General features: G+C 74.6%; 17 protein-coding genes. 6 read left to right on the top strand and 11 right to left on the bottom strand.

What is annotated here, in order from left to right; all coding sequences use genetic code 11:
- Positions 1 to 50 precede the first annotated feature (50 nt).
- Genes PED38_RS00960 through PED38_RS00945 form a run of 4 tightly spaced genes read right to left on the bottom strand, consistent with a single transcriptional unit; the run spans position 51 to position 4,490 of the window.
- Positions 51 to 1,553, bottom strand: a complete 1,503-nt coding sequence (locus tag PED38_RS00960) for a sensor histidine kinase (RefSeq protein ID WP_063071331.1) — start codon at positions 1,551 to 1,553, stop codon at positions 51 to 53.
- A 2-nt stretch (positions 1,554 to 1,555) separates the two neighbouring features.
- Positions 1,556 to 3,184 (bottom strand): AAA family ATPase, encoded by a 1,629-nt coding sequence (locus PED38_RS00955; protein WP_270979177.1) that lies wholly within the window; start codon positions 3,182 to 3,184, stop codon positions 1,556 to 1,558.
- Positions 3,185 to 3,186: 2 nt separating this feature from the next.
- Positions 3,187 to 3,825, bottom strand: coding sequence for an SAF domain-containing protein (locus tag PED38_RS00950; RefSeq protein WP_063071329.1), 639 nt, complete (start codon positions 3,823 to 3,825; stop codon positions 3,187 to 3,189).
- Between the two features lie 56 nt (positions 3,826 to 3,881).
- Positions 3,882 to 4,490, bottom strand: coding sequence for a hypothetical protein (locus PED38_RS00945; protein WP_063071328.1), 609 nt, complete (start codon positions 4,488 to 4,490; stop codon positions 3,882 to 3,884).
- A 426-nt stretch (positions 4,491 to 4,916) separates the two neighbouring features.
- Between PED38_RS00945 and PED38_RS00940 the strand changes: the two genes are divergently transcribed.
- A complete protein-coding gene (locus PED38_RS00940; protein ID WP_254654501.1) occupies positions 4,917 to 5,297 on the top strand; it encodes an Rv3235 family protein in 381 nt (126 codons plus the stop codon).
- A 170-nt stretch (positions 5,298 to 5,467) separates the two neighbouring features.
- On the opposite strand, the gene secA is transcribed toward PED38_RS00940, so the two are convergent.
- The 6 genes from secA to mtrA form a co-directional block, all read right to left on the bottom strand.
- Complete coding sequence (gene secA, locus PED38_RS00935) at positions 5,468 to 8,293, bottom strand: preprotein translocase subunit SecA (RefSeq protein ID WP_270979174.1); 2,826 nt, start codon at positions 8,291 to 8,293, stop codon at positions 5,468 to 5,470.
- A 198-nt stretch (positions 8,294 to 8,491) separates the two neighbouring features.
- The gene (gene hpf, locus PED38_RS00930) at positions 8,492 to 9,181 is read right to left on the bottom strand and encodes a ribosome hibernation-promoting factor, HPF/YfiA family (protein ID WP_063071325.1); all 690 of its coding nucleotides are present in this window, start codon (positions 9,179 to 9,181) and stop codon (positions 8,492 to 8,494) included.
- A 70-nt stretch (positions 9,182 to 9,251) separates the two neighbouring features.
- Entirely contained in the window at positions 9,252 to 10,115 is an 864-nt protein-coding gene (locus PED38_RS00925) for a ComF family protein (protein WP_270979171.1), read from the bottom strand.
- A 61-nt stretch (positions 10,116 to 10,176) separates the two neighbouring features.
- Complete coding sequence (gene lpqB / locus PED38_RS00920; protein ID WP_270979170.1) at positions 10,177 to 11,916, bottom strand: lipoprotein LpqB; 1,740 nt, start codon at positions 11,914 to 11,916, stop codon at positions 10,177 to 10,179.
- Positions 11,900 to 13,522, bottom strand: coding sequence for an MtrAB system histidine kinase MtrB (gene mtrB / locus PED38_RS00915; protein ID WP_270979169.1), 1,623 nt, complete (start codon positions 13,520 to 13,522; stop codon positions 11,900 to 11,902). The genes lpqB and mtrB overlap by 17 nt, the downstream gene beginning before the upstream one ends.
- Before the next feature lie 4 nt (positions 13,523 to 13,526).
- Positions 13,527 to 14,207: an MtrAB system response regulator MtrA gene (mtrA, locus tag PED38_RS00910; RefSeq protein WP_063071321.1), complete on the bottom strand. Its 681-nt coding sequence runs from the start codon at positions 14,205 to 14,207 to the stop codon at positions 13,527 to 13,529.
- A gap of 122 nt (positions 14,208 to 14,329) precedes the next feature.
- Between mtrA and PED38_RS00905 the strand changes: the two genes are divergently transcribed.
- The 5 genes from PED38_RS00905 to PED38_RS00885 are packed head-to-tail and all read left to right on the top strand — an operon-like array spanning position 14,330 to position 19,884.
- Positions 14,330 to 15,568: a hypothetical protein gene (locus PED38_RS00905; RefSeq protein ID WP_270979165.1), complete on the top strand. Its 1,239-nt coding sequence runs from the start codon at positions 14,330 to 14,332 to the stop codon at positions 15,566 to 15,568.
- Complete coding sequence (locus PED38_RS00900) at positions 15,565 to 16,269, top strand: DUF4129 domain-containing protein (protein ID WP_270979163.1); 705 nt, start codon at positions 15,565 to 15,567, stop codon at positions 16,267 to 16,269. Before PED38_RS00905 ends, PED38_RS00900 begins: the two co-directional genes overlap by 4 nt.
- Complete coding sequence (locus PED38_RS00895; protein ID WP_270979162.1) at positions 16,266 to 17,612, top strand: DUF4350 domain-containing protein; 1,347 nt, start codon at positions 16,266 to 16,268, stop codon at positions 17,610 to 17,612. Before PED38_RS00900 ends, PED38_RS00895 begins: the two co-directional genes overlap by 4 nt.
- Positions 17,609 to 18,562 (top strand): AAA family ATPase, encoded by a 954-nt coding sequence (locus PED38_RS00890; RefSeq protein ID WP_063071318.1) that lies wholly within the window; start codon positions 17,609 to 17,611, stop codon positions 18,560 to 18,562. The genes PED38_RS00895 and PED38_RS00890 overlap by 4 nt, the downstream gene beginning before the upstream one ends.
- A 14-nt stretch (positions 18,563 to 18,576) precedes the next feature.
- Entirely contained in the window at positions 18,577 to 19,884 is a 1,308-nt protein-coding gene (locus PED38_RS00885; protein WP_270979161.1) for a DUF58 domain-containing protein, read from the top strand.
- 99 nt (positions 19,885 to 19,983) lie between these two features.
- Here the strand turns inward: PED38_RS00885 and PED38_RS00880 are convergent, their stop codons facing one another.
- Positions 19,984 to 20,619, bottom strand: coding sequence for a TetR/AcrR family transcriptional regulator (locus PED38_RS00880; RefSeq protein WP_270979160.1), 636 nt, complete (start codon positions 20,617 to 20,619; stop codon positions 19,984 to 19,986).
- Positions 20,620 to 20,690: the final 71 nt, after the last annotated feature.

Here is a 20,690-nt window from a genome sequence, read left to right as displayed (position 1 = left end):
GCGGCCCGGCTCTCGTCGTCCCGGCGCCGCCCGGGGGCGCGTCCCGCGGCTCAGGACATGGCGGGCGCGAGCCAGCGCAGCGGGACCTCGATGGTCACCTCGGTGCCGCTGCCCATGAGCGTGTGCCAGTCGATCGTGCCGCCGAGCTCGCCCTGGATCAGCGTGCGCACGATCTGGGTGCCGAGGCCGGTGCCGACCTTGCCCTCCGGCAGGCCCACCCCGTCGTCGCGCACGCTCACCGTCAGCGTCTCCTCGGTGCGCGCCGCCTCGATCGCCACCTCTCCCGTGCGCCCCGCGAGCCCGTGCTCGACCGCGTTCGTGACGAGCTCCGTGAGCGCGAGGGCGAGCGGGGTCGCGTAGGCGCTCGGCAGGATCCCGAAGCGGCCGAGGATCTGCGGGTGCACGCGCGTGTTGTGCGCCGAGGCGACCTCGGCGATCAGCAGCAGCACCCGGTCGAAGACCGCGTCGAAGTCCACGTTCTGGTTGAGGCCCTCGCTGAGCGTGTCGTGGACGACCGCGATAGCGCCGACCCGACGCTGGGCGTGACCGAGCGCCTCGCGCGCCTCCTCGGTGTGCGAACGCCGGGCTTGGATCCGGAGCAGGCTGGCCACGGTCTGCAGGTTGTTCTTCACGCGGTGGTGGATCTCGCGGATCGTCGCGTCCTTCGTGATGAGCTCGCGCTCCTGGTGCCGGAGCTCCGTCACGTCCCGGCAGAGCACGACGGCGCCGACCCGCTCGCCGTGGCTGCGGATGGGGATGGCCCGGAGGGACACCGTCACGCCGCGCGACTCGATGTCGGTGCGCCAGGGGGCACGACCGGCCACGATGAGCGGCAGCGACTCGTCCACCGTGAGCCGCTTGCCGGTCAGGAGGCTCGACGTCGCGTCGGCCAGGGACTCCCCCTCCAGCTCCTCCGAGAAGCCCATGCGGTTGAAGGCGCTCAGCGCGTTCGGGCTGGCGAAGGTCGTGATGCCGTCGACGTCCAGCCGGAGCAGGCCGTCGGAGGCGCGCGGGGCTCCGCGGCGCGGTCCCGTCGGTGAGCCGAGGTCCGGGAAGTCGCCGTCGGCGATCATCGCGAAGAGGTCGTTCGCGCACTCGTTGAAGGTGAGCTCCTGGCGGCTCGGCGTGCGCGTCTCGCTGAGGTTCGTGTGCCGGGTGATGACCGCGATGGGGGTCTCGGTCGTCTCGGGGCTCCCCTGCGCCAGGCGGCGCAAGACGGGCACGGCCCGCACGCGCGTGGGCGTCTCCTCGTACCAGTCCGGGGCGGAGGAGTCGATGATGCGCGCGCTCTCGTGCGCGTCGGTCACCTGCTTGCGCCACTCCGCCTTGATGGGCTGGCCCACGAAGTCCCGGTAGAAGAGGGTCGCGGAGCTGGACGGACGGGCGTGCGCCACCGCGACGAAGCTGCCGCTCACGGTCGGGACCCAGAGCACGATGTCCGCGAAGGCGAGATCGGCCAGGAGCTGCCAGTCCCCGACGAGCAGGTGCAGCCACTCGACGTCGGCGTCGGAGGAGAGACCCTGGGCATGCACGAGATCGCTGAGCGTGGACACGGCTACAGCCTAGGCGGGCGGGCGGCGTCCTCCTCCGCGGCGGCCTCCCCCCGACGGAGGGCCCCGCGCCGCGGACGGGCGTCGCGTCTCATGCGGCGGGAGGCGTCCTCGCGCGGCAACAGGGTCGCCCGGGTGAAGCGCGACCACTCGACGAGCGCCGGCGAGCGGGGAGCGACATCGCGGAGGGTGGCGCCTGCCAGCACGGCCGCGTCGAGGGACTCGCGATCCTCCGGCACGAAGGCGGCCGCCTCCACGCTGCCGAAGCGGAACAGCGTGCGACGCACCTGCCCCGCGGCATCCCATCCCCCGGCGCTCGGCCGCACGCGGTTGACCAGCACGGACACGCGGGACGGGTCCACGATCTCGAGGAGCTGCACGTAGGAGCGGAAGAACCGCGACAGGCCGACGGCGTCCGCGGACACGACCGCGACGACGTGGTCGGCTCCCCGGAGCACCGCGTGCGTCGCGGCGTTCCGGCGCGGAGCGAAGATGTCGCTCGAGATCTCCTCGTCGTCCTCGAGGTTGAAGGACGCGTCGACGACCGTGTGGTCGCGCCAGGTGCGGCACGCCTCGAGCACGGCGGACACGCGGCCCTCGGCGAGCTCCGGCCAGCGGTCGGGACGCGAGATGCCGGTGAGGACCGCGAAGCCCGGCGCCCGCGTCGACGGATGGTGCTGCGCGACCCGCTCGAGCTCGCCCACCGTCAGGCTGTCGGCGGCGGCGAGCCGGCACGCGGCGGCGAAGCCCGGCGCCTCGTCGAGCAGGCCGAGCGTCGCGGCAACCGTCCCCCCGTAGACGTCGGCGTCGATCAGCACCGCGGAGCGGCCCGCCGCGGCGATCTCGCCCGTGATGGCGAGCGCGGTGGCCGTCCGGCCGGGAGCGCCCTGCGGGCCCCACACGGCGATCACCCTGCCGGGAGCGCTCGCGTCCCGTCCTCCCTCGTCGGCGGCCTCGGCCGGTCGGATGGGCACCGGGACGCGGGGCCGAAGCGCAGGGATCAACCGGAACCCGCGCCGCCTGACGCGCTGGCCGCCGCTCCGGGCCTCCCCTCCGCCGGCGGGGCGGGACGCGCGCGGGGACGGGGACCCGTGTCCGGGCGCCGCCGCATCGTCCGCAGGCGCCCCGCCCCGGCGGCCCCGCGGCCTCGACCGCGCCGCCTCCACGGGGAGGCGTGCGCGGTCCGACTCGACGCCGCGTCGTGCCGTGTCTGCCCCGTCGCCCGCGAGACGCGGCGCGATCGCGTCGTCACGCCGCACCGCCGACGGCGCGCGGGCTCCCGAGGATGCGGGCCGCACCGTCAGCAGCAGCTCCTCGATCTCGCGCCAGGACGCTCCCTCGTCCACCACCTCGTGGTGCCCCAGGGCGCGCGCGTTGCGCCTGTCCGTCTCGCTCGAGGCGACGGCCACGGCGCGGGCCCCTCGGGCGTCGAGCTCGGCCAGCACGACCCGGTCCAACGTCGACGCCGCCGCCGCGATCACGAGGTGGAGCGGCGATGCGGTCGCGGCTCGCACCGCGGCGACCACCTCCTGCGAGCCCGTGACGCGCGCGAGCACGGTGTGCCCCGCGTCGACCACGTCACGGAGGAGAGCGTCCTCCACGCGGGGCGGCAGCGCGAGGATGAGCGAGGCCACGCTCAGGCCCCCGCGTCGCCCACGGGCACGAGCGTGATCTCGTCGCGGGCGTCGGTCGACGCGATGACCGCTGCCACGTCCTGCCGGGGCACCGTGAGCTGGACCTGCGTGTGGTCCTGGTCCGCCACGAACCCCTGCGGCTTGATGACCTGCGCGACGGTCGCCCCGGCGACGACGACCCGGGGCGCCTCGTGGGCCGACGTGCCGGAGCCCTTCGCCGCGGCCGCCCAGACGTCGACGACCGTGCCGGGCACCACGAGACGGTCGACTCCGGCCGCCGTCGGGATCACGACGGAGGCGCTCGTCCGGGCATCCGCGGTGGAGAGGGACGACCGCGGGATCAGCTCGCCCGCCCCGACGAAGCGTGTCACGACCATGCCCTCGGCGGCGTCGGGGGCCAGGTAGAGGCCGGAGGCCGTGTCGAGGCGGACCCGCACGGGTACGAGGTCGGAGGCGTGCACGGTGCGCCCCGCCTCGAGCGGCGCACCCGCCGCCATGACGACGACGGAGGCGTCGGCGGAGCGGAGCAGCGCGACGACGCCGCCTGTCGAGGCGAGCACGAGGACGAGGCCGATGAGGAAGCGGGGATCCAGCCAGACGGGGCGGCGCGCAGGGCGTGCGGAGCGGGGTGTGGGAGGCATGCGGGTCAATGTCGGGGACGGGATCGGGCTGCGTCGGACGTTGTCCACACCCGCGGTCAGACGCGGACGAGCACGATGCCGGACAGCGGGACGAGCCGGTAGCCCCCGACCTCGGACTCCCGCCGCGGCGTCCCCGGATCGTGCACCGCGACGTCGACGTGGTCGCGGGCGACCCGATCGAGCGTCCCGCCCACGACGGTCTCGCGCAGACGCAGCTCCACCCGCGCACGCCGTCGGCACAGGTCCCGGAGCACGAACGGCAGGCCGATGCGGTCGACGATGCCGCGCTCCGGCGGGAGGGCGGACGTCGGCGCGAGGCTGTCCCTCACCTGCTCACGGTCGAGCGCGAGCGCGTCGATCGACACGAGGGGCAGGATGCACGCCCGCTGCTCCCGGCCGGACCCGGACTCCCCGGGCACGACCAGGTCACCCGACACCCAGTCGCGCCCGAGGACCTTGGCCCGCAGGTCGATCCACGTCCCGTCGGACAGCGAGACCCGTAGCGGCCGGGGGTCGGTGACGGCCGTCAGCGCGCGCAGGCGGTCGCGGAGGACGGTGCGCGCGATGCGCACGCGCTCCTCCTCGGCGCGCCGGTCCCGCTCCTCCGCCAGCTGCGCCGTCTCCCACTGCCCCTCGAGGTCGTCGAAGAGGGCGTCCCACCTCACGATGCGGCTCCGCCGGGCACGGGAAGGGGCGGTGAGGACAGCGACGAGGGCTCGGACACCCGGGCCACCTTGCGTCCGTTCCTTGACATCCGCTCTCAGTTGTCCACATCTTGCCTCCAGAAGATGCGCTCAGGCTCTCGCGATGTCACAGTTGACCAGTCATCGTGGTCCCCCGATCGGGGGGGAGCACCGGGATGGGAGTGACGCATGAGTGAAGCAGTGCCCCGGGAGGACCTCCCCGACCGTCGCAGTGCCGCCACGGGGAGCGCCGACAGCGCATCCCCGCGCCGTACCGGTTCACGGAAGCGCGCCTCGGCGTCCATCCCCCCGGAGAAGGGCGATGCCGCATCGAACCGCGCCGGCGGCTCCACCGCCGCCCCCGCGCCTACCGCGACGGTCCGCGGAACCGCACGCAAGCGGTTCGACGTGGACGACTTCTTCGGACGCCAGCCGTGCAGCAGCTCGGACCTCCCCCCGTCCGGCCCGCTCCTGGAGAACCTGACGCGGTGCGTCATCGAGATCCTCGCCGGCGCCAGGGAGCTCGACCAGATCGCGCGATGGGTGAGCGACGACGTCTACCGGCACCTGCTCAAGCGCGTGGTCCTCAGCGCACGCGCCCGTCGCACCAAGGGGCAGTCGGTCACGCGACCGGTCTTCACCATCGGCACCGTCACCTCGTTCTCGCCCCGCGACGGGGTCATCGAGGCCGTCATCGTCGTCCACGGACGCGCCCGCGCCCGTGCCGTCGCCATCCGCCTCGAAGGACTCGACCGCCGCTGGCGCGCCACGGCGATCAACGTGCTCTGATCCGGGTATCGCCCCGGCTTCCTGCTCCTCGAGCGCTGCACGGTCGTCACCGCCGTAGACGGCCGTCGTCCGGATGACGGTCACAGACCTCCGCCTCGAACACCAAGAAGGGCGCCCCTCCTCGGAGGGGCGCCCTTCTCGTGCGTCTGCGCCGGATCCGGCGCCGGCGCCTACTTCCGGCGGTCGGCCTTGCGACGCTCCTCGCGGTTCTGGGGAGCGGCGGATGCACCACCCGTGGGCTGTCCGAAGGCGCCGCGCGCGGGCGGACCCTGCGGGGACTCGGGCTCGTCCTCGCCCACGAGGACGGCATCCTCCGCGTCCTGCTCCTTCTGGGCCTTGGCCGTGGCGGCCTTCTCGATCTGGCCGCGCTGGTTGCGCACCTCGACGCCGCCATCGTCGGTGGGGGCCGTGTAGCGCAGCTTGTCGGCCGTGGCCTGGTTCGCCGCGAGGCCCTTCGCCTGGATGCGGGGGCCGACCGACTCGGCGTCGGCCGCAGCCTGCACCTCGACCTCGAGGTTGAAGAGGAAGCCGACGGTCTCCTCGCGGATGGCGCCCATCATCTGCTGGAAGAGGGCGAAGCCCTCCCGCTGGTACTCGACCAGCGGGTCGCGCTGCGCCATCGCCCGCAGGCCGATGCCGTCCTTGAGGTAGTCCATCTCGTAGAGGTGCTCGCGCCAGCGACGGTCGATCACCGACAGCACGACGCGGCGCTCCAGCTCACGCATGGCCGCCTCGCCGAGCTGCTCCTCGCGCTTGGAGTACGCCAGCTTGGCGTCCGAGAGGATCTCGCGGCGCACGAAGTCGCGGTTGACGCGGCCCTTGCTGCCGGCCTCGGTGATCACCTCGTCGATGGTGATGGAGAGGGGGAAGAGCGTCTTCAGCTCGGTCCAGAGGGCGTCGAAGTCCCAGTCGTCGCCGTTGCCCTCGCCGATGTGCGAGTCGAGCACGTCGTCGATGACGGCCTCGAGGAAGCGCTGCGAGCGCTCCTGGAGATCGTCTCCCTCGAGGATGTGGCGACGGTCGCCGTAGATGGCCTCGCGCTGGCGGTTGAGGACGTCGTCGTACTTGAGGACGTTCTTCCGGATCTCGGCGTTGCGGGCCTCGACCTGGCCCTGCGCGCTGCGGATGGCGCGGCTGACGACCTTGGACTCGATGGCCACGTCGTCCGGGACGCTGTCGCGCCCCATGAGGCTCGCGGCGGCGCCGTTGTTGAACAGGCGCATGAGGTCGTCGGTGAGCGAGAGGTAGAAGCGGCTCTCGCCGGGGTCGCCCTGACGGCCGGACCGTCCGCGCAGCTGGTTGTCGATGCGGCGCGACTCGTGGCGCTCGGTGCCGAGCACGTAGAGGCCGCCGGCCTCGATGACCTTCTCCGCCTCCTCGTCGACCTCGGCCTTGACCGCCGCGAACACGTCGTCCCACTCGGTCTCGTACTGCTCCGGCGTCTCGACGGGGCTGAGTCCGCGGGAGTTCATCGCCGCGACCGCGAGGAACTCGGCGTTGCCGCCGAGCATGATGTCGGTGCCGCGGCCGGCCATGTTGGTGGCGACCGTGACGGAGCCGAGGCGACCGGCCTGCGCGACGATGGCGGCCTCGCGCGCGTGGTTCTTCGCGTTGAGGACCTCGTGCCGGACGCCCTTCTTCGCTAGCAGCTTGGAGAGGTACTCGCTCTTCTCGACGCTCGTGGTGCCGACGAGGACGGGCTGGCCGGCCGCATGGCGCTCGGCGATGTCCTCGACGACCTGCTCGAACTTCGCCTTCTCGTTCTTGTAGATGAGGTCGGACTGGTCCTTGCGCTGCATGGGCCGGTTCGTGGGGATCGGGACGACGCCGAGCTTGTAGGTGCTCATGAACTCGGCGGCCTCGGTCTCGGCGGTCCCCGTCATGCCCGAGAGCTTCGTGTAGAGGCGGAAGTAGTTCTGCAGCGTGACGGTGGCGAGGGTCTGGTTCTCCGCCTTGACCGCGACGCCCTCCTTGGCCTCGATGGCCTGGTGGATGCCCTCGTTGTAGCGGCGGCCCATGAGGATGCGGCCGGTGTGCTCGTCGACGATGAGGACCTCGCCGTTCATGACGACGTAGTCCTTGTCCTTCTTGAACAGGGCCTTGGCCTTGATCGAGTTGTTGAGGAAGGAGATGAGGGGGGTGTTCGCCGACTCGTAGAGGTTGTCGATGCCGAGGTGGTCCTCGACCTTCTCGATGCCCGCCTCGAGCACGCCGACGGTGCGCTTCTTCTCGTCGACCTCGTAGTCGACCTCGGGGACGAGGCGCTTGGCGATGGTGGCGAACTCGGTGAACCAGCGGTTCGCGTCGCCCGCGGAGGGGCCCGAGATGATGAGCGGCGTGCGGGCCTCGTCGATGAGGATGGAGTCGACCTCGTCGACGACCGCGAAGAAGTGGCCGCGCTGGACCATGTCGGCCGCCTGCCACGCCATGTTGTCGCGCAGGTAGTCGAAGCCGAACTCGTTGTTCGTGCCGTAGGTGATGTCGGCCGCGTACTGCTCGCGACGCTGCTGCGGGGTCTGGCCCGCGAGGATGACGCCGGTGGTCATGCCGAGGGCGCGGAACACGCGGCCCATGAGCTCGCTCTGGTAGCTGGCGAGGTAGTCGTTGACCGTGATGACGTGGACGCCGCGCGAGGCGATGGCGTTGAGGTACGCGGGGAGCGTGGCGACGAGGGTCTTGCCCTCGCCCGTCTTCATCTCGGCGATGTTGCCGAGGTGGAGGGCCGCGCCGCCCATGATCTGGACGTCGAAGTGGCGGAGGCCGAGCGTGCGGCGGGACGCCTCGCGGACGGCGGCGAACGCCTCGGGGAGCAGGTCGTCGAGGGACTCGCCGTTGGCGTGGCGCTCGCGCAGCTCGACGGTCTCGTTCTTCAGCTCCTCGTCGCTGAGGTGCGTGAAGTCCTCCTCGAGCTGGTTCACCGCCTTGGCGTAGTTCTGCAGCTTGCGGAGCGTGCGCCCCTCGCCGACGCGAAGGACCTTCTCGAGTACTGAGGCCAACGGTGTCTCCCTGCGTAGATGGGCGGGCGCCGGTTGACGACGACCGCCGTGACGGCGCGCGGATGTCGCCGCCGACGAGCAACGCCATAGTACCGACTCGTCCGGCTCTCTTCCCGGGAGCGCCCTGACCCCCGGTGGTGAGGACGCACGGAGGCCCCGCGCGCCGGAGCGCACGGGGCCTCGTGGACCGGAAACGAGTCAGCGGCGCAGCGACCGGGAGCCGGCACCGGCGCCCGCGAGCTCCTGCTCGCCGTCGGCCAGGCCGATGACGCCGTAGTCCCAGCCCTTGCGGCGGTAGACGACGCTCGGGCGGTCGGTCTCGGCGTCGATGAAGAGGAAGAAGTCGTGGCCGACGAGCTCCATGTGCTCGAGGGCCTCGTCGACGGTCATCGACTGCGAGGGGAAGACCTTGGTGCGGATGACGACCGGGCAGTAGTCGTCCTCGACGGCCGGCTGGTCAGCCGGGGCGACGCTCTTCCCGTTCACCCGCTCGATGAGCTCGACGTCGGCGGGGTCGAGGTCGATCTGCGCGAAGCCCTCGGTGGCCGCCTCCTGGAGCGAGACGGGACGGTGGTTGCCGCGGTGGATCTTCTTCTTGTCCTTCGCGCGGCGCAGGCGCTCGAGCATGCGCCCGAGGGCGAGGTCGAAGGCCGCGAACTTGTCGGCGGCGCTGCTCTCGGCGCGGATGACGGGGCCGGGACCGACGAGCGTGATCTCCACGCGGTCGTCTCCCGCGGATCCGCCGGACTTCTCGCTGTGGCGGGAGACCTTGATGTCGAGCGAGATGGACTTCTCGGCGAGCTGGACGACCTTGTCGGCCTTCTCGGTGGCGTACACGCGGAACCGGTCGGTGATCTCCGCGTTGCGGCCGGTGATGTTGATGTCCATGACGTACCTCCAGATCATGACGCGTCGCCCGCTGGAAGAGGGCGATCACTTTCACGCCTTTCGGGCGAGCCTAGACCTCGGATCCCTCGCGGCGCGAGGCATCCGGCGGGTGGACCGCGGGCGCATCGGAAGTGCACAGGGAGCGGCCATCGGGTGTCGCCGGACGACGGGTCCCGCCGCGACCCCGCTCCGGCACCGCCGCCAGGACCGCGCAGGCGACCACCTCGCCGCCCGCGCCGCGGACCGCGCGGCACGCCTCGCGGAGGGTCGCGCCCGTGGTCAGGACGTCGTCGACGACGAGGATCCGCCGCCCGCGGAGGTCGGCCCGGGCGACCAGGCTCCCCCGCAGGTTCGCCTCGCGGGCGGCGACGCCGAGGCCCGCCTGGTCGGCCGGGCGGCGCGTGAAGCGGAGCGGCGGGAGGCGCCGCGCCCCGAGGCGGAGCGCGCGGACGCCGGCGCGCGCGAGGAGGACCTCGACGGGCGCGTAGCCGCGACGGCGGATGGAGGCGGCCGGCGAGGGCACGGGCAGCACCGCGAGGGACCCGGACCCCGTCGGGCGGGTGACGCCATCCTCGTCGTCGTCGGGGAGGCCGGCGTCCGCTGCCGCCGCGAGCGCTCGGACGAGCACCGGGGCCATCGCCCGTGCCGCGTCCGTGCGGCCCGCCTCCTTGAACGCCGACAGGAGGGCGGGCCAGGGCGGCGCGTACGCGGCGCCGCAGCCGACGGGGATCCGCGCGGCGGGCACGCGGCCTCCGGGCCCCGGGCACGCCGGCAGCTCGAGGCGGCGGATGCGCGGCTCGGCGACGAGCGCGTGCGCGCAGGCCGGGCAGACCGCGCGGTCGGGGGCCCCGCATCCGGCGCAGGAGACGGGCGCGACGACGGCGAGCGCGTCGAGCAGGGCGGAGCGGAGCGGGGACGGGAGGTCGGAGGCCACGACGCGAGGATCGCCCGGGCGACGCACGGGCGGGGTCGGCCGGGAGGATCCGTGGACGGCGTCAGCGCTTGGTGGCGATGAAGGAGACGCCGGTCGCGGTCTGCTGCCAGGTGCTGCCGCGCGGCGTGAGCAGCGCGCCCGCGGAGGTGAGGACCCGGAGGCCGCTCTCGTCGTTCGCGCCGGCGATGCCCACGCCCTCGGCGGCGGTCCCCATGTCGCGGGACCTCCCGCCCACCTCGTGCACCTCCACCTGGCGGTCGCCGTTCGGCGCCTGGGTGAGCGTGGCGACCTCCAGCTCGTCCACCCAGGTCGCGTCGAGCGGCGTGCCGGGGGCCGACGCGAGCTCGAGCGGCGTGGCCGTGAGGGAGGTGGGCACGCCGCCGTCCCGGATGATGGACGCCACGAGCAGCTGGGGACCGGCGCCCGTCTCCAGATGCACGAGCACCCGGGCGCCGTCGCGGGCGACGTCGAGGGAGACGACGCGACCCGTGCCGGTCCAGCTCACGGCGACGGGATGGCCGACGCCGTCCGGCCCCCAGGCGACGAGGCCGCGGGGATCCGACGCGGGGATCGACCACACGTAGCCCTGCGCGTCGAGCGACGGGGCCACGAGGCCCGGACGGGTGTCGACGAGGACGGCGTCGCGCTCGCCGTCGCCCACCGACCACACGCCGGATCCGTTGCGCACCGCGGCCTGCTTCCCGTCCGCGCTGAGCGTCGCGGCGTCCGCGCCGAGGGCGGCGACCCGCGTGCCGAGGGTGCCGAGCGGCGCCACCTCTCCCCCGCCCAGGTAGCCGAACGCGCCCTTGGCGAGCACGAGCGGGCGGGACTCCGCCTGCGGGTCCTTCACCGGTCCGCGACCGCCCAGGTCCGGCACGGTCAGCGGCGTGCCGTCCACCAGGACCTGCACGTCGAGCACCGAGGGGATCTCCGACAGGCTCTGTCGGAGCTGGAGCTTCATGCGCTGCTGGGTGACGGCGTCGGCCGCGCGCGCCTCGGTCGAGAGGTCGACCTGCGGTGTGCCGCCCGACGTCGTCACCGCGGACGAGGCGAGCCGCGTGCCCTCGGGGAAGGCCGTCACGACGGCCGGCTGCGACAGCCAGGGCGACGGGCCCTGCAGGAGCGACTTGACGATCCGCGTGCTCACGCTCTGCGACGCCCGCGTGACGAAGAAGCGGAGGTCGGGCACGAGGAACGAGAAGGTCGGGTCGAAGAAGTAGAGCGCGTGCGCGCTGAAGATCTCGCGGAAGTACGTCGAGCGCAGCGCGATGCCGTCGGGCGCGTCGGCGATGCGCCACTCGCCGCGCTCCTGCACGAGGCGGAACGACAGGCGCGTCTCCTGGTCGCTGCCGACCTCGCGGTAGTGGCCCTGTCCGTCGACCGTGGCGATGGTCGTGACGGAGTAGCTGTAGGTCCCGTCGACCTCCTCGGTCGTCGCGGCCTGGCCCTCCCACACGACGACGCTCGCGAACGGGTCCCATCGCGAGGCGAAGTCCGCGGAGAGGAACTCGCGGGCCGTGCCGTACTGGTCGGCGGAGCTGGTGGCCGCGTCGACGAAGCCCGCGATGACGTCGTCCGGGGCGTCGCCGGCCTGCGGGCCGTCGGGCTGGTAGCTGACGCCGGCCTCGTCGGCGACGGCGGCCGGATCGCCCTCGGAGACGGGGCCGCCCGAGGGGATGGAGACGCAGCCTGCGAGCAGCAGGGCGCAGGCCGTCGCGAGCGCGACGGCGGCGGAGCGCGCCGCGCGGCGACGGCGGGCGGGGCGGCGGCGGGCGGGGCGGGGGTCAGGGGCCGGGGACACGGGCGTCCTCCTCGTGGGCGGGATCGTCGGGCGGCAGCGCGACGGGCGAGCGGTCGAACGGGACGCCGGGCTGGCGCGGCAGGGTCAGCCGGAAGCAGGATCCCTCGCCCGGCCGCGACCACAGCTGCAGCCAGCCGTGGTGCAGGTTCGTGTCCTCCAGCGAGATCGCGAGGCCGAGGCCGGTGCCGCCGGTGCTGCGCTGGCGCGACGGATCCGCGCGCCAGAACCGGTCGAACACGTGCCCCATCTCCTCGTGCGTCATGCCCACGCCGTAGTCGCGCACGGCGAGGGCCACGGCGTCGCGGCCGCTGTCGACGGTGAGGACGATGGGTCGGCCCTCCCCGTGGTCGAGCGCGTTGCCGAGGAGGTTGGTGACGATGCGGCGCACCCGGCGGGCGTCCATCTCCGCGTCGAAGTAGCCGCCCGGCGCGACGAGCCGGAGCTCCGAGCCCTTCTGCGTGGCGAGCCCCTCGAACTCCTCGATGGAGTCCTCGACGAGCCGCACGAGGTTGGTGGGCTCCGTGACCAGGTCGACCGCGCCGGCGTCGAACCGGCTGATCTCCAGCAGGTCGGCGAGGAGCGTCTCGAACCGGTCGACCTGCGTGTGCAGCAGCTCGGCGCTGCGCGCCGCCGGCGGGCTGAAGTCCTCCCGCAGGTCGTAGAGCACGCCGCCCGCGAGCCGGATGGTGGTGAGCGGCGTGCGCAGCTCGTGCGACACGTCGGACACGAACCGCTGCTGCAGCTGCGAGAGGTCGGCGAGCTGCGTGATCTGCGACTGCAGCGAGTCGGCCATCCCGTTGAAGGAGCGCGCGAGCGTCGCGATCACGTCGTCGCCCGTGACGGGCAGGCGCTCCTCGAGCTGGCCGGCCGCGAGCTTCTGGCTGGTGTCGGCCGCGACCCGGATGGGCGCGACCACGAGCCGCACGACGACCCACGCGATGGCGCCGATGAGCAGGACGAGGACGAGGAAGGCCACGAGGATCGTGCCGGCGACGAAGTCGAGGGTCTTCTGGATGTCGCCGAGGTCGTACACCAGGTAGAGCTCGTACCGGCCGGCCGACGGGATGTCGATGCTCGAGCCCACGACGATGCCGGGGCTCGTCTGCCCCGTGTCGCCCACGGGGATCGCGACCGACTGCCACTGCTGCGTCCCCGAGCCGGCGCCGACGGCCCGCCGCAGGTCCGCGCTCAGGAGGCTGTCGACGTAGTCCGCCGTGGACGCGTTCTGCAGGACGTTCCGCGCCTCCGTGCCGGGCGTCCGCCGGAACGCGAAGTCGGAGAGGTTGATGGCGCTGCCGCGGAGCTCGTCGAACACCTGCGTGCGCAGCTGCTCGAGCTCGGTCTGGTCGGACGCGTCGGAGGACGTGAACTGCTCCTGCATCCGGCTCGTGGCGCTGTTGGACTGCGCGAGGACCGTGTCGAGGCGCTGGCGGAAGAGGTCGCTCGAGATGCTCTGGCTCATGAGCACGCCGATGAGGAGCACGGTGCCGCCGGAGAGCGCGACCGTGAGCAGGACGGTGCGGAACTGGAGGGAGGTCGACCAGATCCGGACGAGGCGGCGCGGCCAGGACCGCCAGTCGACGAGCCACGCGGGCAGGGGGCGCATGGGGCTAGGCCGCTGCCCCCGCGCGGTAGCCGACGCCGCGCACGGTCATGACGATGCGCGGGTTGTCCGGGTCGTCCTCGACCTTCGCGCGCAGGCGCTGCACGTGCACGTTGACGAGGCGCGTGTCGGCCTTGTACTGGTAGCCCCACACCTGCTCGAGGAGCATCTCGCGCGTGAACACCTGCTGCGGCCGGCTCGCGAGCGCGTGCAGGAGGTCGAACTCGAGCGGCGTGAGGTTGATCCGCTCCTCGCCGCGGCGCACCTCGTGGCCCTCGACGTCGACCACCAGGTCGCCGACCTGGAGGAGGCCGGGCGATGCGGCGGCCGCGGGACGCAGGCGCGTGCGGATCCGCGCCACGAGCTCCTTCGGGTTGAAGGGCTTGACGATGTAGTCGTCGGCGCCGGACTCGAGGCCCTTGACGACGTCGGCCGTGTCGGACTTCGCGGTGAGCATGATGATGGGGACGCCCGACTCGGCGCGGATGAGGTCGCACACCTGGATGCCGTCGAGGCCCGGGAGCATGAGGTCGAGGAGCACGAGGTCCGGCCTGCCCTCGTGGAAGGCGGCGAGCGCCTGGCCGCCGTCGCCGCAGAAGGAGGGCTCGAAGCCCTCGGTGCGCAGGACGATGCCGATCATCTCGGCGAGCGCGGTGTCGTCGTCGACCACCAGGATCCGTGCTGTCATCTGACCTGTGTTCCCTGTCCTCGGAACCCCCAGGGTAGTCGGTGGATCCCGGGGCGCGGGCGGCGCCCGGCCTGCGCGCGGCGGCCCGACGGCGGCGGGCCGCGTGTGGGAGGCTGACCCCCGTGAGCGACGACCAGAGCTGGCAGGCGCCCGGCGCCGCGCCGTCCGGACCGGACCGGGTGCCGGGGAGCGACGCACGGACGGACGGGACGACCCCGCCGCCGCCGACGGCGCCTCCCCTCCCCCCGTCCGCCCCCGCGGGCTGGAGCGCCGCGCCCGCCGGGTGGACCGCGACGCCCGGCGGCTGGACCCCGCCGCCGAAGCCCGGCCTCCTCCCCCTGCGCCCCCTCGGCCTCGGCGCGATCCTCGCGGGATCGTTCGCGACGCTGCGCCGCAACCCGGCGGCCACCGTGGGCACGGCGCTCCTCGTCCAGGGCGTCGCGAGCCTCGTGTCCCTCGTTCTCGTGGGCGGCGTCACCGGGTTCGTCGTCACGCGCGTGTTCTCGGCGCGCGAGGACGACCGCGGGCCGCTCATCGCGGGCGGCGTCGCGGCCGTCGTGGTCGCCGCGCTCGTGACGGTCGTGCTCTCCCTCGTGGCCACGGCGTTCCTGCAGGGCGTCATCGCGAACGAGGTCGCCCGCGGCACGCTCGGCGAGCGCCTGCGGATGCGGGCCCTCTGGCGGATGACGCTCCCCCGGCTCCGCCCCCTCGCGCTCTGGAGCGTCGTCATCAGCGCCGCGTGGACCCTCGTGCTCGGCGTCCTCGCCGGCATCGTGGCCCTGCTCGTGCTCGCGGGCGGAGCGGGGATCGCGTTCGGGATCCTCGTGGGCGTGCTGGGCGTGCTCGGGCTCGTGGTCGTCGCGGCGTGGGTGTCGACGCGGCTGGCGTTCGTGCCGAGCGCGATCGTCATCGAGGAGCTGCCGCCGTTCGCCGCCGCCCGCCGGTCGTGGACGCTCTCGACGGGCTCGTTCTGGCGCGTGCTCGGGATCCTGCTGCTCACCGCGGCCATCGTCCAGGTGGCGACGAACGTGGTCACGGTGCCGCTGACGCTCCTCACCTCCATCCTGCAGACCCTGCTCTTCCCCAACGGCCGGCTCGACTTCCAGACGTTCGACGCCTCGTTGGCCTTCTACATCGGGTCGCAGGTGGTGGTGTTCGTGGTGAGCCTCGTCGTCGCCAGCGTCGGCGGCGTGGTCACCTCCTCGAACGCGGCCATCGTCTACATCGACCTCCGCATGCGCCGCGAGGGGCTCGACCTTGAGCTCGCGCGCTTCGCCGAGGAGCGCGCCGCCGGATCCGCGTCGGCCACCGGACCCGACGCCCGGGACCCGTACGCCGTCCGCCCCGCGGGCCGCGCGTGACGATCGGGGCGGCGCTGGCGGCGGCGGTCTCCGCCGCCCCCGGGATGCTCGCCGCGGCCGTGCCGCTCGACCCCGACGCCGACGAGGCCCGCCGCCTGGTCGGCGACGAGCTGTCGCGCCCCGAGTACCAGGCGGCCCGTCCTACCGCGCTCGACCTCGCGGCGCAGGCCGTGGGCGAGTGGATCGCGCGGCTGTTCTCCGGGGCGGGCGACGGGCTCGGCGGCGTCGTGCCGGTCCTCATCGCGCTCCTGGCGGTCGTGGTCGTCGTGGTCGCGTTCCTGGTGTTCGGCGCGCCCCGGCGGGACCGCCGGCGTGCGGCCGCCGACCGCGACGCCCTGTTCGGGATCGACGACCGGCGCTCCGCCGAGGAGCTCCGCCGCTCCGCCGACGCCGCCCGGCGCGCCGGGGACCTCGCGGCCGCGGTGTCCGACCTGTTCCGGGCGATCGCGCGCGAGCAGGCCGAGCGCACGATCGTCGAGGTGGATCCCGGCACCACGGCCCGCGGGTTCGCCCGCCGCGCCGGCGCCGCCCACCCCGCCCACGCGGATCGCCTCCTCGCGGCCGCCGCGGACTTCGACGCCGTCCGCTACCTCGACCGGCCCGGCACGGAGGCGTCGCTCGACCGGTTGGCCGTGCTCGACCGCGAGCTCCGGACCGCCGTCCCCGTGCGCCGCGAGCCGGTCGGGACGGGCACCGCGTGAGCGCCCCGGCCCCCGCGCGACCCGCATCCGGGCGAGGCGCATCCGAGACGACGGGCGACGCGCGGGACGCCGGCCCCGCGACCGCCGAGACGCGCACGGCCGGGCACGCGCTCCGCCGGGCGGCCCGCTGGATCGCCCTGGCGCTCGTCGCGCTCGCGGTCGCCCTGGTCTCCCTCGCGCTCGGCGGGGCGGCGCGCCAGACGGAGCCGCTCGCGCCCGACAGCGCCGCACCCGACGGCACGCAGGCGCTCGCCCGGGTGCTCGCCGCCGAGGGCGTGGACGTCGAGGTCGTGGGCACGCTCGCGGCGGCCCGCGCGGCCGTGGGCGACGGCGCCGACACGACCCTCGTGCTCGGGCCCACCTCCGACCGGCTGGACGACGCGCGGCTGTCCGAGGTGGCCGGCCTCACGACGCGCACCGTGCTGATCGCCCCGGACTTCCGGACGCTCAGGACCCTCGCGTCCGCGGTCGCGGCCGGCGGCGAGGCGGAGTCGGCGAGCGGATCCCTCGACGCGGCGTGCGCGCTGCCGGCGGCCGAGGCGGCCGGATCGCTCCCCGCCGACGCGCCCGTCTTCCGCGTGATCGGCCAGGCGGCCGAGGGCGTCACGACCTGCTTCCCCGACGACACCGGTGCGGCGTGGGCGCTCGTCGAGGTCCCGTCGACGCGCGACGACGGCGGCACCGTGACGGTGCTCGGCGCCGATCCGGTCCTCACCAACGACCGCGTCGCCGAGCGCGGGTCCGCCGCCCTCGCGCTCGGCGTGCTCGGCCAGCGCCCGCGGCTCGTCTGGTACACGCCGTCGCCGGACGACGCCGCCGCCGACGCCGCGCCCACCCTCGGCGAGCTGACGCCCGGCTGGGTCACGCCCGCCATCGCGCTCGCGGCCCTCGCGGCGATCGCCGCGGCCGTGTGGCGCGGCCGCCGCTTCGGGCCGCTCGTGGTCGAGCGGCTCCCCGTCGTGGTCCGCGCCGACGAGACCGCCGAGGGCCGGGCGCGCCTGTACGAGCGGGCGGACGCGCGCGGCCACGCCCTCGACGCCCTCCGGGTCGGCACGGTCGACCGCATCGCCTCCGCCCTCGCGCTCGGCCGGCTCGCCCCCGTGGACGACGTGGTCGCCGCATCCGCCGCTGCCCTCCGCGAGGACCCGGCCCGGATCCGCGCCCTGCTCCTCGACGACCAGCCGCGCGGCGACCGCGACCTGGTCGACCTCGCGGGCCGGCTCGCCGCGCTGGAGCGCCGGGTCGCCGCGGCGGCCGCGCCGGACGGCGACGCACCACCCGCGACCGACCGCTCCGCCGACCCCGCCGACCCGCCCGCCCCGCCCAGGAGAATGGACCCATGACCGACGACCTCCGCACCAGCCTGCTCGCCGTCCGGACCGAGGTCGGCAAGGCCGTCGTCGGACAGGACGGCGCCGTGACCGGCATGATCATCGCCCTCCTCGCACGCGGCCACGTCCTCCTGGAGGGCGTCCCCGGCGTCGCGAAGACGCTGCTCGTCCGCTCGCTGAGCCACGCCCTCCGGCTCGACACCGCGCGCGTGCAGTTCACGCCCGACCTCATGCCCGGCGACATCACCGGGTCGCTCGTCTACGACTCCCGCGAGGGCGCGTTCTCGTTCCGCCGCGGGCCCGTCTTCACGAGCATCCTGCTGGCCGACGAGATCAACCGGACGCCGCCGAAGACGCAGTCCGCGCTGCTCGAGGCGATGGAGGAGCGGCAGGTCACGGTCGACGGCGAGAGCCACGCGCTGCCGGATCCCTTCCTCGTCGCCGCGACGCAGAACCCGGTCGAGTACGAGGGCACCTACACGCTGCCCGAGGCGCAGCTCGACCGCTTCCTGCTCAAGCTCGTGCTCGACCTGCCGGAGCGCGACACCGAGGTCGAGGTGCTCCGCCGGCACTCCCAGGGCTTCGACCCGCGCGACCTCCGCGCCGCGGGCGTCGCGCCCGTGCTCGACGCCGACGGTCTCCGCCGCGCGCAGGCCGCCGTCCGCGAGGTGCGGGTGGGGCCGGACGTGCTCGCGTACATGGTCGACCTCGCGCGCGCCACCCGCCGCTCGCCGTCGGTGCAGCTCGGGGTCTCGCCGCGCGGATCCACGAGCCTGCTGGCCGCGAGCCGCGCGTGGGCCTGGCTCAGCGGCTTCGAGGCCGTGACGCCCGACCACGTGCAGGAGATGGTGCTGCCGGTGCTCCGCCACCGCATCGCGCTGCGGCCGGAGGCCGAGCTCGAGGGCGTCTCCGTCGACGCCGTGCTGCGCAGCGTGCTGTCGCAGGTGCAGGTGCCGATCTAGTGGCGCGCCGCTAGATGGCCCTCACCGGCCGCACCGTCGCGCTGCTCCTCGTGGGGCTCGTGCCCGTCGTCCTGCTCGGCGACGGGCCGGACGCGGCGTACGCGGTCCTCGCCGGCTGGATCGCCCTCGTCGCCCTGCTCGTGGCGCTCGACCTCGCGCTGGCCGGGAGCCCGCGGGCCGTGGCGCTGGAGCGGGTGCTGCCCGCGCGGATCCGCCTCGACGAGACGGGCGAGAGCGTGCTGCTCGTCACGAACCGCGGGTCGCGCACGCTGCGGGCCGTCGTGCGCGACGCGTGGCAGCCGTCCGCCGGCGCGTCCTCCACGCGCGACCGGGTGCGGATCCCCGCGGGCGAGCGCCGCGCGATCCGCCTCTCTCTCACCCCCACGCGCCGCGGCGAGCGCCGCACCGAGCGCGTCACGATCCGCTCCGCCGGCCCGCTCGGCCTCGCCGCGCGCCAGGCGACGCTGCTCTCCCCCGGCGCCGTCCGCGTCCTCCCGCCGTTCCGCTCCCGCCGCCACCTGCCGTCCCGCCTCGCGCGCATGCGCGAGCTCGACGGCCGCACGGCGCTCATGGTCCGCGGGCAGGGCACCGAGTTCGACAGCCTGCGCGACTACGTGCGCGGCGACGACGTGCGCTCCATCGACTGGCGCGCCACCGCCCGGCGACAGGACGTGGTCGTGCGCACCTGGCGGCCCGAGCGCGACCGCCGGGTGGTGCTCGTGCTCGACACGGGACGCACGGCCGCCGGCCGGATCCGCGACGAGACGCGCCTCGACACGGCCTTCGAGGCGTCCCTGCTGCTCGCGGCCCTCGCCACGCGCTCCGGCGACCGGGTGGACCTCGTGGCGCACGACCGCCGCGTCCGCGCGCGGGTCCGGGCGGGAGCCGGCGGCGACGTGGTCTCGCGGATGGTCGACGCGCTCGCGCCCGTCGATCCGGAGCTGCTCGAGACCGACTGGACGGCCGTGCCCGGGCTCGTGCGCCGCATCGTGTCGCAGCGGTCGCTCGTGGTGCTCCTCACCGCCATCGACTCCCCCGGCAGCTCGCGCGCGCTCCTCCAGGCGCTGCCGCAGCTCACCCGGACGCACCACGTGCTGGTCGCGGCGGTCGTGGATCCGGGGCTCGCCGAGCGCGCCGCCGACCGCTCGGGCCGCGCCGCCGTCTACCGGGCCGCCGCCGCCGAGCGGGCGCTGCTCGACGTGGCGCGCGTCGAGGCGGCCGTCCGCCGGCTCGGCGCCGACGTCGTCACGGGCGCGCCCGCGGACCTGCCGCCCGCGCTCGCCGACCGGTACATCCGGTTGAAGGCCATCGGGCGGCTCTGAGCGCGGGCGTCTCCCCGGCCGGCGTCTCCCCGGCCGGCGCCTCCCCGGCCGGCGGCTCCGGGGCCGGCGCCGCGAGGCCGGACGGAGCGCGCGGCGGGATCAGGCGGGCGCCGACGCCGGATCCGCGGACGGCACGGGCAGCGCCCCGCCGCTGAGCGCGCGGACGGCCCGCTCGAGCGCGTCCCGCATGTCGATCTCCGGACGGTAGCTCCACTGCAGCTGCAGCCCGTCGCTGATGGCGACCGCGACCCGGGCGAACCCGTCCGGGTCCATGCCGTCCGGCAGGACCACGTCGAGCGCGCGCACCTGGTCGGCGACCGCGCCCACGACGCGCGCGTAGCGGCCGGCGATGTAGGCGTGCGCGGGGTGCTCGGCTCCGGCGGCGTCCACGACGAGCCGCGAGTAGAGGGCCACAAGGCCGGGCGTCTCCGCGTTGCGCGAGCTCGCGTGCAGGAGCATGCCGACCATGTCGCTCGGGTCGGCGTCGGGCACGGCCTCGCGGTGGTCCGCCGCGGAGTGCGCGTCGCGCTCCTCGAGCACGGCGGCGATGAGCGCCTCGCGCGAGTCGAAGTAGTGGAGCACGCCGGCCTTGCTGATGCCCACGGCGTCGGCGATCTCCTGCAGCGACGACGCGGAGTACCCGCGCTCGGCGATGAGGTCCATGGCCGCCTCGAGGATCTCGCGACGTCGCGCCGCGCCCTTGGCGTAGCGCCGCGGCCCCTCTGCCCCTGCCATGCCTCGACCCTAGCGATCCCGGGCGTCCACCAATGCCTACCGATGGTCGGTTTCCCGTGCTACCGTCGTGC

Source organism: Clavibacter sp. CT19 (genome assembly GCF_027858075.1).
GTDB classification, from domain to species: domain Bacteria; phylum Actinomycetota; class Actinomycetes; order Actinomycetales; family Microbacteriaceae; genus Clavibacter; species Clavibacter tessellarius_A.
Note: the sequence above shows the minus strand (reverse complement) of the source record. Positions and strands in the feature narration are given on the sequence as shown.

Bases quoted from the DNA above. Each gene is read 5' to 3' on its own strand.
- mtrA (WP_063071321.1), bottom strand. From the start codon at position 14,207: ATGACAGCACGGATCCTGGTGGTCGACGACGACACCGCGCTCGCCGAG.
- PED38_RS00950 (WP_063071329.1), bottom strand. From the start codon at position 3,825: ATGCCTCCCACACCCCGCTCCGCACGCCCTGCGCGCCGCCCCGTCTGG.
- PED38_RS00890 (WP_063071318.1), top strand. From the start codon at position 17,609: ATGACCGACGACCTCCGCACCAGCCTGCTCGCCGTCCGGACCGAGGTC.
- mtrB (WP_270979169.1), bottom strand. From the start codon at position 13,522: ATGCGCCCCCTGCCCGCGTGGCTCGTCGACTGGCGGTCCTGGCCGCGC.
- PED38_RS00880 (WP_270979160.1), bottom strand. From the start codon at position 20,619: ATGGCAGGGGCAGAGGGGCCGCGGCGCTACGCCAAGGGCGCGGCGCGA.
- hpf (WP_063071325.1), bottom strand. From the start codon at position 9,181: ATGGACATCAACATCACCGGCCGCAACGCGGAGATCACCGACCGGTTC.
- PED38_RS00885 (WP_270979161.1), top strand. From the start codon at position 18,577: ATGGCCCTCACCGGCCGCACCGTCGCGCTGCTCCTCGTGGGGCTCGTG.